The organism is Lutispora sp. QWL-02 (assembly GCF_058315355.1).
In genome coordinates this window covers 1,010,920-1,026,989 of the sequence record NZ_CM177762.1, presented here as the reverse complement: position 1 = coordinate 1,026,989, position 16,070 = coordinate 1,010,920, and the positions used below count along the sequence as shown (strand labels likewise).

The following is a 16,070-nucleotide window of genomic DNA, read 5'->3' as shown; positions in this document are numbered from 1 at the left end:
TTTTTATTCTCCATTTTTTCACTGCTAATCCGTTCCCTTCAGTGTTAATCCGTGTAAGGCTCCGTGTAAATCCGTGGTTTCCGTAATCCTTACCCCAGCGCCCTACTCATCAGCTTAACTTTATAGGAGCATATTCTACTCCTTCTCCCGAATAATATCTGGAAAACAGTTCGTAATATTCAAGCCTTAAGCCCTGAATAAATACTATTAGCCCTTCAAGGCCTATTATGACTGCATTGCCCAGGATGAGTATCAGGATGCCGCCAATGCCGGAATTGACCATCTCAGCCATGGTCTCAAAGGCCAAATATAAGCCTGCGTGGTTTAAGGCAAAGGCTCCAACCCTTATGAAGGATATCGTATTCGATAAAAACGAGAGCAAGGTCTCCACTACTCCGAAGCCTGCTTCCGTATAGTAATCAACAACGCTTTCATCATAAAGCTTCTTTGAACCCTTGAGCATATTGGCGATAGGCTGCTTGAATACATTCAGAAGCAAAAGCACCGCCATAATAATGATGAAAATCTTAAGGGATACAGCCACAAAGCCAAGCTGGCTGTTGGCCACGGCAGTGATCAGTGTCCAGAAAAACAGGAATCCCACCAGTCCTTCGCGCCCCAGCAAGCCCTCCTCAAGATTATGTCTTTTCCAATTATTTATAAAGCTGTATATGAAGCTTACGGTCATGAGCACCACACCTAATGCAACAGCCCAGATAAGTATCATATTTATATTGGCCATAGGCCTTATGAGCAATGCAGGTATCAGATCTTCCTTACCGAATACACTGCCGTAAAGTGCGCCGAATATGATAGAGCTGACGCCTAATCTGGACAGCACGCCTCCTAAATTGACCCTGCGCTTTTTATACCTCAGGTATAATCCTGCCAGCAAAATTATCAGGCCCTGTCCCATATCTCCGAACATAGCGCCGAAGAGCAGCATATAGGTCAGCCCAAAGAATGCGGTAGGGTCCACCTCATCATAGGAAGGAAGCCCGTACATTCTTATAAGAGCTTCAAAGGGCCTGATGAGCCAGTTGTTTTTAAATTTGGTCGGCGGCGCCTTAGCTGTTTCGTGGGATGCTGCATCATCTACCACCAGTATTATATTGCTGCCGAAATTATCCCACAGCTCCTTTTGAAGGCCTTTTACCTTGCTCTTAGGCACATAGCCGAAGAGGAAAAAAAGCTTTTTGCCTATAGCGCTTTCCCTCTTAACCTTTTCTACCTTCTTCTCCAACTCCATGGCACCGTAGGCATTCTTTATGACGGTGCCTATATTCCCTTTGCGCTTTTGCACCGAAGCCTTCAATTGTTTTATTTCGTCAAAGATCGCCTTGATCTCAGATTGTATCTTTTCGATTATTTCCTGAGCTGTACCCGAATATCCGGAGGGCAGCTTCAATTCCTGATAGTTAAGGGATATGAAAAGTCTCTCTATTTCCTCATCAAAGGATTTTGGTGCGGCTGAAGCCACTATTACATTGTCGTCTACAGTCACCAGCCTCAATATTAAAGAGGCTATGTTTTCATAGTTCCCCTTGAGCCTGCCGTAATTTTCTCTTGATACTATAAGAAGGCGGAACCTCAAATAACTAAGGTTTATCAGCTTGCCTATATCCATATTCAAATCTTTCATATAGTTTAAGTTTCTTATATAGCTTTTCTTTTCTTCTACCAGCTTCCTTTTAGCCTCTACTTCATCCCATAATTCTTTGATAAAATGATATTCTTTTTCTATTTCCTGCAGCAGCTTGCCGTAATCGTGATCTATCCCAATTGAACTCGCATTTATAACAGGCTTAAAATCAAAAATGCCATACAGGGATTTTATCATCTCTTCATCCTTTGCAAAATCTCTGCCGGCAGTGTAAGGCACAAGCTGAGCCGATTCTTCTATTGCTTCTAAATTTTCTTCAGAGGCGCTGAGCTTGAAATAGTTGGAGTTTATCTCCGTAAGGGCATTGAGCATGTGCATGCTGCCGTTTAATACGATGGCCCTGCATATCTTATCCATATCTGCAATCCTGCCCACTATGCCCACTGTTTTCATCTTCTCTACTGCCACGCTATATCGCCCCCTTACTCAATTTTTTTATCAGATACTTTTTGCCTTGATCCTCAGGCACCTGATATCTGATTATTTCTATGATGGAAATTATATCCCTGACCTCAAATTCAAGAAGCAGTATATACGCTACCGCATTGATTATATTCATGCTTGTATTTTTGCCCAGGCTTTTAAGCTTGAAATACAAGTATCTATACATTCTCCTGTCCATAAATATATCTGTAGTTTCATCTTCTTTGAACAAAAATCCATAATCGGTCTCTCTGGCCTTATCCAAAAAATCTGAGAGCCGTTCTTCATAGCATAGCTCTTTTATCTGCTTAAAGCTCAGTCTGTAATAAAGCTTGATGGTATAGTTCAAAAGTATCTCCGGCTTGATGCCGTAGAACTTTTTCCCTCTGTATATCCACTGTATATTGAGTATATCTCCAAATATACCAAAGGCATACTTGATGGTCTCCTGGTCTGCAGTAGCCAGCCTATCCCATTCCTGACACAGTATGCTGTAATAGGCCATATCCAAAGCCATCTCAAATCTGAAAAGATTTTCCCCCTTGTTTTCGTCCAGCAAGGGACATAGATATTTAGAAAATGCAGTATGGCTCAAAGCCTGTATTATATCCCTGGCTGATTTTGCTTCAAAAACTTTGCGGGGCTCTACCTTGCTGAATTTACCGATGAAAACATTATCCTCATAATTTTTGATTTCCTTCTTATTATATACTTCTCTGGCCAGGTCCTTCAGATCTTCTATCTCATATTTGGCATAGAAGGTTCTGATAAAATCCCTGTAGCTGCCACTGTAATAATGCATTATTCTATCCATATTTTCAATTATCCTTTGCTTGATCAAGCCCTCCAAAGCCCCTCTATGGATAGTATGGACTTCTGCTTCTGCCAGAACCTTGCTGTAGCTTGTATTTTCCTTCAGATACCGGGCACATTCGGTTACAGTTTTCATCCTAAGCAAGCTTATATAATCCTCGTTGGTAAGGAACCGGCCTTCCAAAGCCTTGATCTTTGCAGTAACCGCTGCATGCCTTCTTATGCGATCCATGTTTAACCCATCTCCATGTCAAATAATTTATTAACTGCCTGGTTAAGTATTTCTTCCTTGATTTGAACATATTTTCTCTCCAGGGCTTCTATGGAATAATGGGATCTGTTCTCTATGGCCTTTGCCTCTTCCTCAGCCTTCAATACTGCTTGCTCCAATTGTTTTTTCATTGCTGCTTTTTCTTCATCCAGCTGCCTGTCCAAAGCTTCAATTTCAGCCGCATACTTTTCTTCAATACTCGCAAGCTCTGCATGTCTCTTTTCATTCACATCCGACGCAATGTTGTCGATGTAAACCAAATCCTTTAGTATTCCTTCCATATTGTTTTGCATAAAACCACCTGCTTCTATCTAATGAATTACAACTTATAATAGGGAATGATTTCAATTATGTAATCATTCATTTAAAAAGTCAAAGCCGGCTAAATTCGATGTATTATTAAATTACCTTAATTTCCATTGTATTCATTAATTAAAGTGCCCAATATCATGCTATATATGCCAGGGTCTTTGCTGCTACCATACCTATTTAGGATAAAAAATAAAGCCTCCTTATTATGGAGGCCGCTAATTATTTATTTGCACCGCAGCACTTCTTATATTTCTTGCCGCTGCCGCAGGGACATGGATCGTTTCTTCCCACAGTTTCTTCTTTTATTACAGTGCCGGATAATCTCTGCTTCTTGGTTATTTCTTTCCTTTTATCATCGCTTAATATGCTATCCCACTGGGGCAGACTGTACAGCCATTTTGCCTTGGCAGCCAGCATATTATAGTAGAGCTTTTCTACATCTATATCCAATTCAACCTGTGAGTCTTCTTCAAGCTCTTCAAGCTTGTTGGGTTCCTTTAAGCTGGTGTTTATACCGTCCAAAAAGCCTATAAAATGAAGCACATCTGTGCCGTAGCCTTCAGCCAGCTCTTTTGCCGAGCCCTTCACCACCTCATCAGGCTTGTTCAGGATTTTCTCATATATACCCTTTTCGATGTCAAAGTATTCTTCCCAAAACTTCTTTTGTATTTTCGGATCCTCTTCTTTATATGCGGTTTCTCTCCAAGTTTCAAATAAGCTCATATTACAACTCCCTTGCTTTGTAAATTTACCCTAATATTATATTACAAAGAGGATTTGTTTTCAAATATTTGATGATTTTCAGAGTCAAACATACCCAAAATGGTGATCAGTATGCTTGTAGTCACACCAAGAAACAATGGATCAAAGCTTTGGGGAAGGAAGATCTTGCCCAGCATTACCGATATTGGGCTTATGACCATCGAACAAATAGCATAACTGCTTTTCACCTTGCCTTTCATGAACAAAGCCGCACATAGAGGCATGAAGACTGTGGCTCCTCTCAAGCCCATGGACATGAAGCTCCATTTTAGAATCAGAGACTTGGCATTCCCTGTTGTAAATAACAGAGCCAGGACAAGGCATACCACTATAACCCATCTCGATACCTTGAGGAGTCTATCATCATCAGCGTTTTTATTTATATAATTTTTATATATATCCTTTGTAAATATAGTGCTTATTCCAAGGGCAAGACCTGCTCCCGTACCCACCACCGCAACCAGCAGTGTTGCCAGCACTATACCACCCAGCCAGGGGCTCATATATTCCAGTACGAACCGGGGAAAAGCCGAGGCTGCATTCATATTAGGATGATTCATCTTCATAAAGAGACCTATGAATATGCCTGCTATGCCTATGGGGGGTATCATAAATGCGCTTATAAGCGACCCGGTTCTGGCATCCCTCAAGGTTTTGCCGGATAATACGGCCTGTATATAGGTTTGCGTGGACAAAACTCCCAATACTAATGAAAAGCCTGCTGCTCCATCTATCCATACTCCTCGGCCGAACAAGCTGAAATATGGAAAGCTGGGGAAAGTATTAACAAAATGGCCTATACCCCCTCCATATGTAACAGCAATGATGCCTCCCGCGATAACAGATATATATAGAAGAATAAGCTTGGCCACTCCAACCAATCCTGTCCCCCATACTCCGCCGAAGATTACATAAGCGGACATAAGCATTATTGATATAACAGAAGCTGCAATGGGGCTGATTTTAAACATCGAAGTCAATAAAGCTACCGCAGAAAGTATTTGTGCTATTATGTTCAAGAAGGTTCCCAAGGATACGAATATGCTTGAGATAGGCCTTGCCAATCCTCCGAATTCTTCAGCCAGTATCTGGGGTACAGTTTCCTTATCGCTCCTGTGTAGAGGACCTGAGAAAAACAATGCAAGAATTAGGCATCCAATTCCTGCTCCTAAGGTAAACCACCAGGCTGAGAATCCATATAGAAAGGCCAGTTGTGCAGTACCTATTGTAGACGCCCCTCCAACCAATGTGCCCATAATAGTCCCGGTAATGATTCCCGCACCGGCTTTTTTGCCTCCCACAGAGAAATCCGACGAATTTTTTACCATTCTGCCGGAGTAAGCTCCTACCAGAGTAATCAGAAACAGCGTAAATACTATCCCTATTATGTGCTGATATGTTAATGTCAACATTATATTATCACCCTATCTATAAAGCTCTAAGGACTTTCCCCAATCGCTTAATCCCTTCCGCTATTAAATCCTCGCTCATTGTGCCGTAATTCAATCTGAAATGGTTCTCATTTCCTCCGTTAGGATAAAAGGATGACCCCGGCACAAAGGCTACCTTGCATTCCAAGGATTTTTTCAATATATCTGCCGCATCTATTCCTTTGGGAAGCTCAACCCAGGTAAACATGCCGCCATCAGGGTAAGTATATTTTATGCTTGCAGGAAATTCTTCCTTCATGGCATTTAACATAGCATCCCTTCTATTTCTGTATATGTTTCTGACCCTTTCCACATGTTCATCAAAATCATACAATTCGATAAACTTAGCCAATTCTATTTGAGACATGGTATTTGTTTGAAGATCTGCCCCCTGCTTTGCGAGAACATACTTCCTTACAATGTCCGGAGAAGCTGCTACCCAACCTATTCTTAGCCCAGGACAAAATGTCTTGGAAAAGGTTCCTAAATATATCACTATGCCTGCTGTATCAAAATGCTTAACAGGCGGTATTTCTTCATCCCCAAATTTCAGTTCTCCATAGGGATTATCCTCAATTATCGGAACATTATATTCACAAGCCAGCTGGATAAGCTGTTTTCTTCTTTCTATGCTCATGGTTCTTCCGGTAGGGTTTTGGAAAGTAGGCACTACATATATGAATTTTGTTTTCGGGTTTTCAATCAGCGCCTTTTCCAAATCATCTATTTTCATGCCTTCATCATCCATTGGAACTTCCACAAACTTAGGCATATAAGCTCTGAAAGCATTTAATGCTCCTACATAGCTGGGGCTTTCACAAATGACTACATCTCCTTCATTTATGAACAGCTTGCCGCTGAAATCCAATCCCTGTTGAGATCCGTTTGTGATCAATATTTGATCCGACTTTATATCAATACCGGATTTATTCATTCTTTTTGCAATGAATTCTCTCAAAGGCTGATATCCTTCTGTGGTACTGTATTGCAGAGCCGATCTCCCTTGCTCTTCCAATACCTTGACGCTTATCCGCTTCATTTCTTCTATAGGAAAGGATTCAGGAGCCGGCAGCCCGCCTGCAAAGGATATGACTCCAGGTTGCTGTGTGAGCTTTAGGAGTTCTCTTATAGCTGACGGCTTTATGCTGTCAACTCTATCTGCATATTTTATCTCCATAATTCTAACCCTCCAATTATTGAAACTCTGCTGCTATTGAGCAATCTCTACGCCCTTTTTAAAGGCTTTGATATTCAATTCCATAACTTTAGGCTTTTCCTTATACGCGTCTTCTATAGCATTTAGCAGGGATTCCTCTGTCAAAATGCCCGTAAGCTTTATTATGGTTCCGAGGGCTATTACATTTGCTACAGTAGTATTTCCCAATTCTCTTGCAAGGTCAGTAAAGGGGAAGCCATATTGTTTTGCCTTCGATTCCTTTGGCTCTGCGATCAGGCTATTATCATACACTAAGCAGGCATCAGAATCAACTTTAGATACATATCTATCATAGGCTACCTGAGCCAAAGATAATACTATATCTTCTTTCATTACCTCCGGATAGTATATTTCTTTATTGCTTATTATAACATCTGACTTAGTAAAGGTTCCTCTTGTCTCCACTCCATAAGAAGATGACAGTGTGGCATATTTACTTTCATATAAAATAGCAGCCTCAGCTATAAGCCCTCCGCAGGCGATAAGTCCCTGGCCTCCGACGCCGCTTAATATCAATTGCCATTTATATTTCATTATTTATGCCTCCTCCAGCTTCGGCTGTACAGCTTTCTATTATGCTTTGATATTTTTGGCTGTAATCCGGTATATCCTTATCTGTAAATTTGCCCATTATAAACTTCTTTTCTCTATCTTCCCGGCTTAACTTCTCCGCACCGCTTATTGCGACTGAATTTTCCTTTATCCATTTCAGCATCTGAGGAGCAGTCCTCATTCCATTGAGGCGGCCAAAATGAGTAGGGCAGGGTGAAATTGCCTCAATAAAGGAAAATCCTTTTTTTTCAATTCCATCTCTAATCAGTTTCTCCAATTGTACAACATTATAAGCAGATCCTCTTGCCACATAAGGGGCACCGGCGGCTTCTACCAGCTTGCATAAATCAAAGCCCGGCTCTATATGCCCATACCTGGAGGTAGCTGTATATGAGTCTTCAGGAGTAGTACCCGAATACTGTCCTCCTGTCATTCCATAATTGAAATTATTGACTACGATTGCTGTAATATCTACATTTCTTCTCGCCGTATGTATAAGATGATTTCCCCCGATAGTGGCGCCGTCACCATCACCCATCAAGGCTATGACTTTAAGCTTTGGATTAGCCAGCTTGATTCCGGTAGCAAAGGATAGCGCTCTGCCGTGGGTTCCATGAAAGGTGTTGGTGCTGATATAATCATCTGCCTTTCCCCAGCATCCGATCCCGGTAACCACTACCGTATTTTTTTTATCTAATTCCAATGTGGCAAAAGCTCTAAGAATTGCTCCCAGCACTGTTCCGTTTCCGCAGCCTGAGCACCAGAATAAAGGAAGTTTTTCTTTAATTAAATAGTCATCATATTTTATTTTTGACATTTTTCCATCTCCCCTACCTTTTCAATTATTTCATAAGGGCTGATAGACAGACTGTTCACCTTATTGACCCCTACTACGGGAATGGGATAGCTGTTTACCCTATCTACCTCTCTAATCAATTGACCCAAATTAAGCTCAGGCACTACTATACCTTTGACCCTAGCACATATCTCATCTATTTCCTCATCAGGAAAGGGCCATAGCGTAACCAACTGCAATACACCAACCTTTTTGCCTTCTTTGCGCATCACATCCATAGCCTCTAGGGCGGAGCGCGTAGTACATCCGAAGGTGATTATAGCGTAGTCTGCATCTTCCAGGTTATATTTTCTTATGATTGTAATATCTTTTTTGTTCTTTTCAATTTTGTCTGTATAGTGCCTGATAAACTTATCGGCATTTTCAGGCCTGCTGTCAGGAAAGCCTGCATCATTATGTGTTGAGCCTGATAATCTCACTATATATTCGCTGCCGTAGGAGGCTAAAGGTGCTATACCATCCTCTTCCCTCTCAAAAGGCTTATAATCCTTAGGATCACATTTTGGAAACTTTCTGTTTATTATCTCTTCGGGATTTATTTCCCTTATGACAGCTTTTTCCCTCATATGCCCTATTATTTCATCAGCTAAAAAAACTACAGGAGTACGATACTTCTCTGACAGATTGAATGCTTTAACCATCAGATAATAGCAATCCTCCACAGTTGACGGAGAAATAACGATTATACCGTGGTCTCCATGAGTTCCCCACCGGCTCTGCATAAAGTCTCCTTGAGCAGGCTTGGTTGCAAGGCCTGTGCTTGGGCCAGAACGTTGAACATTAATAATCACACATGGCACTTCAGCCATAACAGCTACTCCTAAATTCTCCTGCATAAGGGAGAAACCGGGACCGCTGGTAGCGGTAAAGGATTTCTTTCCGGCCGCAGAAGCTCCTATGATTGCAGCCATGCTGCCTATTTCATCCTCCATCTGGACGTAAAGACCGCCTAACTGCGGAAGCCTCCTTGAAGCTATTTCTGCTACCTCCGAAGAAGGAGTGATAGGATAGCCGGCATAAAATCTTGCTCCAGCTGCAAAAGCTCCTTCTGCAATAGCTTCATTCCCTTGCATGAATCTAAGGCTTTTATTTTGACTCATCTTCCGTCACCTCCACTTTGATTGCAAAATCCGGGCATCTCAATTCACAGAGCCTGCAAACCGTGCATTTATCTTGATTTTGTGGTACCGGAGTGCCATCTGCTTCTTGAGCAAATACTTTTACAGGACAAAATTCTATGCAGATTCCGCATCTTTTGCACCAATCTTTCCTAATACTTATCATGCTCATATTTTTGACCTCACTCTCTATGTATGAATAAACTCTATCACATTATATGTATAGCAAATAGTATACCAATTCAGCAATATGGCTCTCCCAACCGTTCATAGGCTGAGAGAGCCATATTGATATAAATTGTATGTCAAATATGAACAAATTTATAAACTTTGTTGAATTTTGAAACAAGAGCTTGAGCAGCAATGTCATTGTTCCATATCTTCGATTTCCTTGAGCCTCTTCCATAGGGTCGTTCTGCTCATACCCAGCTTTTCTGCCAATAATATTTTGTCTCCTTTAAAAACTTTACTGGCTTCTTTAATTATTTGGAGCTCAATATCCTTTAGGTTGCCTATATCTAAGGTAATAGTATCACCTTGCTTCTCTTTTTCTGCCTTCGGCGCCTTCTTTTGATACAAGCCGTTGCCCAGCAGCTGCTCTATCAAAGACTCATTTATTATTGGAGCATTTGATAGAATACACATTTTTTCGGTAAAATTCTCCAATTGCCTTATATTGCCCGGCCAATTGTATTCTTTTAGAAGCTCCATTCCGGATTCTTCAATATCTTTAATTTTTGTATCATGCTTTGCATTCATCTCTCTTATAAAGTTCCTCAGGAGCAGGGGTATATCTTCTTTCCTTTCTCTAAGTGCCGGCAGCCTCAAGTCTAATATATTCAATCTGAAGTATAGATCCTCCCTGAATTTTCCTTCCTTCACTCTTTCATATAGATTGAGGTTAGTGGCAGCTATTACTCTTATATCTACATTGAGTATATAATCCCCTCCAACTCGCAGCACCTCCCTCTCCTGTAAGACTCTCAGGAGCCTTCCCTGAAGGCTTAAGGGCATTTCTCCAACTTCGTCGAGAAAAATAGTTCCTCCGTGGGCAAGCTCAAACAAGCCTATTTTTCCTCCTTTTTTCGCTCCTGTAAACGCACCTTCCTCATATCCGAAAAGCTCACTTTCCAATAGGTTTTCTGGCAAGGCCGCACAGTTTATTGCGACAAAAGGGCCATCCTTCCTTGGGCTGATACTATGAATGCTTTGAGCAAAGAGTTCCTTGCCTGTACCTGTTTCTCCAGCTATTAGTATGGTAGTGGAAGTTTTTCCTATCTTTTTTGCCTGGCTGATAGTATTTTTTATAATTTGACTTTCTCCTATGATATCGTCAAAGCTATATTTTGACACCAATCCTTTTCTATACAGCTCTGTTCTGACTTTTTGTTCCAGCTTTTGAAGCTTGGAGATTTCCTGAAAGGTCATGACCATGCCCCGCCGTTCTTTCCCGATTATTATAGGCAGGCGGTTCAATACTATCTGCTTGTTATTTACTCTTACCAGTTTATTTAGCTGATGACTTCCATCTCCATATATCTGTCCCAAATACTTTCTATTCATATTATTGTTTATAGATCTGTCCAGTACCTGATCCGCACTAAGCTCGAATATTTTTTCCGCTGCAGGATTGAATATTATAATTACACCATTTCTATCAAGAGCAATTATGCCGTCTCCCGAATGATCCAATATTGTTTTGAATCTTTCAGCCTTTTCTTTTTCTCTCAAGCCAAGGCTGCAAATGTTTTTAGCAGCTATAACAGCTTCCTTCACTTGTTTTTCTCCGGTTTGGATAACTACTGCGTTAAGGTTTCTTACCTTAGCGGTTTCCATGATACAATCGCCCATTCCTACCAAAGTCAGCTTTCCCAAAGCTGTGGCGTCATCTACCTGCTTTTTTAACTCTTCCTTGGTTCTATAGGGAAAAACCTTAAAATCTATATCAAGGATGGTCTTTATCCTTTCAAGGTCTTTTATATCTTCCGACATATATGTTACCAAGCCTATTCTGTCCCCATATTGCTTTGCCTTATATATGGCATCCAAAAAGTCTATAAACCTGATTTCAACAGATACCACAGGAATATCTACTATATTTTTTACCGCTTCTGCAGTACCCCCCTGGCTTATAATCACATCAAAGTTTTTCTCATTTTCTTTTGCATATATATGTCCATCCTTCATTATGCCGCCTTCATAAATATGCATATCTATTTTTAATTCTTTGGATAGCTTTCTGGCTAATTCTGCCAACTCATTGTAAGTAGATATGAAAAGTATACGATTCTGCATAATATATAGCCCCCTCATAGATGTTTAAATATTCATACAATACGTATATTCTCGGTATAATTACAATACTCCTCTTATTTTGTTTAACTAATTTATTTGTGTTCATATTTTAAACAAAATGCAAAGTAAGTCTTCCTGCTAAATACAAAGCCGAAGACTTACCTGTAATATTTCCTATGAATATATTTTTACACTTTCCACACCATTCATTACTCTAAGCACTCCTTGGACTAATGCAACCATTTCAAACTCTCCCGGATAAACCATTACCGGTGCTATAAAGCCTACTCTTTCTTTGATCCAAGCTGTAAACTCATCATCATAGGCCACACCTCCAGTCAACAATATGGCATCTACCTCACCCCTGAGGACTGAAGCTCCCGCTCCTATTTCTTTCGAAATTTGATATGCCATCGCTTCATAAATAAGCTTTGCATATTCATCTCCGGCTTTTATCCTTTTTTGAATTTCTCTGCCGTCATTAGTTCCTAAATATGCCGTCAATCCTCCATTGCCCACTATTTTTTTCATTATTTCCTGTTTTGTGTATTCCCCTGAAAAACACATGTCTACTAATGAACCAACCGGAAGTCCTCCTGATCGTTCAGGAGAAAAGGGTCCATCTCCGTCCAGCGCATTATTCACATCAATTATTCTGCCTTTTTTGTGAACTCCTATGGAAATGCCTCCGCCAAGATGAGCTATAAGAAAGTTATATTCTTCATATTTTCCTCCAAGCTCAGCGGCCGCTTTCCTGCCTACCGCCTTTTGATTTAATGGATGATCCTTGGACTTCCTGGGGATTTCCGGCATCCCGGATATCCTTGCTAAATCTTCAAGCTCATCAACAACTACAGGGTCAACCACATATGCCGGTATATTGAGGAGATTAGCAATCTCCCACGCTATTATGCCGCCGAGATTTGAGGCATGCTGTCCCATAACTCCAACCTTTAAGTCTTCAATCATTTTTTCATTGATGCCATAGGTTCCGCCTTTTACAGGCTTCATGTTACCTCCTCTGCCTACAACTCCATCCAAGCTGTTTAAATCTACTCCCTGCTCTTTAAGAGTGTTGACCACCATCTCTTTTCTGAAGTTGTACTGATCATGGATTTTGCTGAACTGACCTATGATCTCGGAAGAATGGAATATGGTTTTTGTAAATATAGAATCTTCATTATCATATACTGCTATCTTTGTAGAAGTTGATCCCGGGTTTATTGCCAATATCCTGTATATCTGGTTCATTGCTTAATCCTCCTAAAATTTAATCCATTACAGAGCCCCTGGAGATCAGCACTGCAAGTGCAATGGAATTTAGCTTTGCAGATACAGAGCTGGCTCTAGAGGTCAGAACAATAGGGGATTTAGCCCCCATAATTACTCCTGCCTTTTCTACATTTGAAAAATATTCTATAGCTTTATTAAGTATATTGCCTGCCTCCAAATTGGGCGTTATCAAAACGTCCGCTTGCCCTGCTACAGGATTAACTATACCTTTATGCTTTGCTGCTTCCTGTGATACCGCATTGTCTAAAGCAAATGGGCCTCCTACAATGCAGCCTTTTATTATGCCTTCATTGTTCATCCTGACCAATTCAGCTGCATGAACAGTAGAGAGTATCTTCTGATTAACTTTTTCCACCGGGCATAAAACCGCTACCTTAGGGCTTTTATTGCCTAAGGCATGGGCAACCTTTACAGCATTATTTATTATGCTTACTTTATCTTCCAAGCTGGGTGAAATATTCATTGCCGAATCACTTATAATAAAGAACCTATCATATTTATCGGTCTTTAGGACACCTACATGGCTCAGCAAGCCATCAATATTTAAGCCTGTTTCCTTATCAAGTATGGCTTTTAATATTACTGAAGTATCTACAAAGCCTTTCATGATCAGGGAAGCCTTGCCTGCTTTAACAAGCTGCACAGCCTTGCGGCATGCTTCTATTTTATCCTTTTCATCTACAATTTCATATCCTTTATTAAGATTGTTTTCCTCAACTATTTCTTGTATTTTTCCCTTATCCCCTATCAGGATTGCATCGGCAATGCCTTCTTCACATGCATGTTCAACGGATTTCAAGACATCTTCATCTTCAGCCGCCGCCACTGCTATGGTTTTGGGTCCAATATTTTTAGCGTATTCAATTATTTGTTCAAAAGTATCTATCATAACCATTATCCTTTACTACAGTATCATCAGCTCACTGTTTGACGGAGTCAGAATCTCACATCCGGTTTCCGTAACAAGTATGTTTTCTTCTATCCCAAGACTTCCTACTCCATATTCATATATATATGGTTCTATGGCAAAGGTCATGCCCGGTTGAAGTATTGTATCGGTCTTGCTGTCCAGCATAGGGAATTCATGAACTCCAACTCCTATGCTATGACCGCACCAATTCTTATATACGTTTATTTCTGAAAATTTACTATTATCCATAAAGTCATCAACAACTTTGACAACTTCCTTAATAGGCACACCGGGTTTTATAGCCTCTATTCCTTTATAGCAGGCCTCCCTTGCCACATTAAACATTTCAAGCTGATAGTCTGTGGGCTTGCCTATTACAGCCTCTCTGATTATATCCGAATAATATCCTCTATAAACCGGACCTCCGTCTATCAATATAATATCACCCTTGCCTATAGGCCTGTCTGATGGAGGGCAGTTGCTTTGAGAATATCTCTCAACTCCCGCTCTTACTCCAAGAGGCAAAGTCCTTTGAGCACCAAGCCTAAAATATTCCTGAGCTATAGTCCTATACAGCTCATCCTCAGTCATGCCTTCATAAAGGCTATCCAGACCTTTTTGTATTCCTCTTATATTTATGCTGCAGCATTCTCTGATCTTTTCAATCTCAAGAGGAGATTTTATAGATCTTAGGTTCCATATGATCTCCGCTGCATCAACTATTTCTGCATCCTTCAATTCATTAAAAAGATCCTGTGATGCATTATAATTTAAGTGCATCTTATGGCCTTCCCCTAATTCCAAACCGACTCTTCCCCTGATGACTCCCTTGTCCCTGAGCAAAGAGGTTATAGCCTTTGCATAGGTTGGATATTCATCCTTGCCGTATGCCCTTATATCTTCCGCACAGGATGTAACTCTTGCCGTTTCAGCTCCTCCTTTTGTAGTAGCCAAAGCCATGGATCCATCCTTGGTTATTATTACTACCCCGGGAGTAGAAACCTTGCTGTCCCATACTATGCTGTTAAAACCAGAAAAGTAAAAAGTGTTTTCATCACTTGTAAGTATTATTGCATCTATGCCCTTTGATTCCATTTGGCTTGTAATCTTTTGAAGTCTTCTTTCATACTCCTCCACCGGAAATCCTAACATCAGAGATTGTCTCATTTTCAATCCTCCTTATTATCGTATAAATGACATGCTACAATATGATCTTCCCCCATATTTAAGTCTTTGGGTTCTTGCTTCTTGCATATATCCATTACATTTTTGCATCTTGTATGGAAACGACAGCCCGATGGGGGATCTACCGGGCTGGGTACGTCTCCTTCCAACATTTCCTGTTCTACTATAATCTCAGGGTCAGGAATGGGTATGGCACTTAGCAAAGCTTGTGTATATGGATGCTTTGGATTATCAAATAAGTCCTTTTTATTTGCTATCTCTACAATCTTACCCAAGTACATAACAGCAATCCTATCGCAAATATGCTTGACCACACTTAAGTTGTGGGAAATGAACAGGTAAGTCAAATGATATTTTGCTTGCAACTCCTGCATTAAATTCAGTATCTGAGCCTGGATTGATACATCCAAGGCAGATACAGGTTCATCACAAACGATCAAGGAAGGATTTAAGGCCAAAGCTCTGGCTACCCCTATTCTCTGCCTCTGACCTCCGCTGAATTCATGAGGGTAACGATCAAAATATTCTCCCATCAATCCTACGTCGTTCATCAGCTTTATAGCTCTTTCCTTTCTTGTCTTCTCATCCCCTATTTTATGAACCACCAGCGGCTCACTTATTGTCCTGCCTACTGTAAAACGCGGATCCAGAGATGAGTAAGGGTCTTGAAAAATAATCTGAACTTCTTTACGCAAAAGCTTTGACTCTTCCCCTTGAGTTTTGAACACATCTTTGCCTCTGAACCTTATACTGCCTTCAGTTGGTTCAAGGAGCTTGACTATCATTTTACCTGTGGTAGATTTCCCGCAGCCGCTCTCTCCTACAAGACCCAAGGTTTCTCCTTCATGTATGCTGAAGCTTACTCCATCTACAGCCTTCACGTATTTTTTTTCACTAATGAAGCTCTTTGTTTTTATTTTAATCGGAAAATGCATCTTCAAATCTTTTACTTCTAAAATAACATTATTCAA

General features: G+C 40.6%; 15 protein-coding genes. All 15 read right to left on the bottom strand.

Translation table 11 applies throughout. The annotated features are described in order from the left end of the window. Positions 1–109: 109 nt before the first annotated feature. Positions 110–2,071: a V-type ATP synthase subunit I gene (locus tag AC4HCY_RS04560; RefSeq protein WP_491095479.1), complete on the bottom strand. Its 1,962-nt coding sequence runs from the start codon at positions 2,069–2,071 to the stop codon at positions 110–112. A 1-nt stretch (position 2,072) separates the two neighbouring features. Next, complete coding sequence (locus AC4HCY_RS04555; protein WP_323431024.1) at positions 2,073–3,131, bottom strand: V-type ATPase subunit; 1,059 nt, start codon at positions 3,129–3,131, stop codon at positions 2,073–2,075. Positions 3,132–3,133: 2 nt separating this feature from the next. Continuing rightward, positions 3,134–3,463, bottom strand: a complete 330-nt coding sequence (locus AC4HCY_RS04550) for a hypothetical protein (RefSeq protein ID WP_323431025.1) — start codon at positions 3,461–3,463, stop codon at positions 3,134–3,136. Between the two features lie 238 nt (positions 3,464–3,701). Then, positions 3,702–4,205, bottom strand: coding sequence for an SEC-C metal-binding domain-containing protein (locus tag AC4HCY_RS04545; RefSeq protein ID WP_255226743.1), 504 nt, complete (start codon positions 4,203–4,205; stop codon positions 3,702–3,704). Positions 4,206–4,246: 41 nt separating this feature from the next. Beyond that, positions 4,247–5,656 carry a sodium:solute symporter family protein gene (locus AC4HCY_RS04540; protein WP_323431026.1) on the bottom strand — a complete coding sequence of 470 codons (1,410 nt, stop codon included), beginning with the start codon at positions 5,654–5,656 and terminating at the stop codon, positions 4,247–4,249. Positions 5,657–5,672: 16 nt separating this feature from the next. After that, on the bottom strand, positions 5,673–6,851 hold the full coding sequence (locus tag AC4HCY_RS04535; protein WP_255226745.1) for an aminotransferase-like domain-containing protein: 1,179 nt from the start codon (positions 6,849–6,851) through the stop codon (positions 5,673–5,675). Between the two features lie 33 nt (positions 6,852–6,884). Continuing rightward, positions 6,885–7,424 (bottom strand): 2-oxoacid:acceptor oxidoreductase family protein, encoded by a 540-nt coding sequence (locus AC4HCY_RS04530; protein WP_255226746.1) that lies wholly within the window; start codon positions 7,422–7,424, stop codon positions 6,885–6,887. After that, the gene (locus AC4HCY_RS04525) at positions 7,414–8,259 is read right to left on the bottom strand and encodes a thiamine pyrophosphate-dependent enzyme (protein WP_255226747.1); all 846 of its coding nucleotides are present in this window, start codon (positions 8,257–8,259) and stop codon (positions 7,414–7,416) included. Before AC4HCY_RS04525 ends, AC4HCY_RS04530 begins: the two co-directional genes overlap by 11 nt. Continuing rightward, positions 8,247–9,398, bottom strand: a complete 1,152-nt coding sequence (locus AC4HCY_RS04520) for a 2-oxoacid:acceptor oxidoreductase subunit alpha (RefSeq protein ID WP_255226748.1) — start codon at positions 9,396–9,398, stop codon at positions 8,247–8,249. The genes AC4HCY_RS04525 and AC4HCY_RS04520 overlap by 13 nt, the downstream gene beginning before the upstream one ends. Next, a complete protein-coding gene (locus tag AC4HCY_RS04515; RefSeq protein WP_255226749.1) occupies positions 9,385–9,588 on the bottom strand; it encodes a 4Fe-4S dicluster domain-containing protein in 204 nt (67 codons plus the stop codon). Before AC4HCY_RS04515 ends, AC4HCY_RS04520 begins: the two co-directional genes overlap by 14 nt. 194 nt (positions 9,589–9,782) lie before the next feature. Further along, a complete protein-coding gene (locus tag AC4HCY_RS04510) occupies positions 9,783–11,711 on the bottom strand; it encodes a sigma 54-interacting transcriptional regulator (RefSeq protein ID WP_255226750.1) in 1,929 nt (642 codons plus the stop codon). Between the two features lie 174 nt (positions 11,712–11,885). Next, positions 11,886–12,962, bottom strand: coding sequence for a butyrate kinase (buk, locus tag AC4HCY_RS04505; protein WP_323431029.1), 1,077 nt, complete (start codon positions 12,960–12,962; stop codon positions 11,886–11,888). Positions 12,963–12,981: 19 nt separating this feature from the next. Beyond that, entirely contained in the window at positions 12,982–13,893 is a 912-nt protein-coding gene (locus AC4HCY_RS04500) for a phosphate butyryltransferase (protein WP_255226752.1), read from the bottom strand. 15 nt (positions 13,894–13,908) lie between these two features. Continuing rightward, the gene (locus tag AC4HCY_RS04495; protein ID WP_255226753.1) at positions 13,909–15,081 is read right to left on the bottom strand and encodes a M24 family metallopeptidase; all 1,173 of its coding nucleotides are present in this window, start codon (positions 15,079–15,081) and stop codon (positions 13,909–13,911) included. Positions 15,082–15,083: 2 nt separating this feature from the next. Continuing rightward, positions 15,084–16,070: an ABC transporter ATP-binding protein gene (locus AC4HCY_RS04490; RefSeq protein WP_255226754.1), complete on the bottom strand. Its 987-nt coding sequence runs from the start codon at positions 16,068–16,070 to the stop codon at positions 15,084–15,086.